The organism is Sulfuriferula thiophila, from assembly GCF_003864975.1.
In the GTDB taxonomy this organism is placed as follows: Bacteria; Pseudomonadota; Gammaproteobacteria; order Burkholderiales; family Sulfuriferulaceae; genus Sulfuriferula; species Sulfuriferula thiophila.
In genome coordinates this window covers 1-545 of record NZ_BHGL01000004.1, presented here as the reverse complement: position 1 = coordinate 545, position 545 = coordinate 1, and the positions used below count along the sequence as shown (strand labels likewise).

General features: G+C 56.7%; 1 protein-coding gene. It reads right to left on the bottom strand.

Annotated elements, in window-relative coordinates:
- The coding region (locus EJE49_RS14055) for a hypothetical protein (protein WP_223246705.1) at positions 1 to 545 on the bottom strand (545 nt) is incomplete at both ends.

Sequence of the window (545 nt, the reverse complement as noted above, 5' to 3'; positions counted from 1 at the left end):
GGATCCACAGTGACTTGCATGCTGGCTGTCACGGCGTAGTTCGGGTCAACAAACACGGTATAGGTGCCGGTCGCCGGCAGGCTGGCCAGGTTGATGTAACCGCCGGAGGTTGTGTATACCGTCACTGCATTCAGGTATGTTCCATCCGGCTTGAGAACAGTGACATAGGCCGTTTGGCTGGCCGGATTGGTGACCAGCGCAGCGATGTTGATGCCGACGCTGTCGCCTGTCGTGCCACTAAACGTCAGGCGTCCATTCTGGCCTGCACGGGTCAGGTTCAGGTTGTACGCCGTGCCCGATGTCAATGTGCCCGTCGCGTCTGACGACAGGGTCGCGGTGAAGCTGCCAGTCGCACCAGATGCTGGCGTGACCACGATGCTATAAGTGCCGGCCGCCATATTCTGCAAATTGATGCCACAACCACCGTTGGCGGTATAGGAAGTGTAGCAAGTTGAGTAACCAACTTGCGTTCCCACTGAGTTATATACATTGACAGCCGCATACGTCGAAGTCGTCGGGCTTAAGGTTAACCCCGTAATACCCAG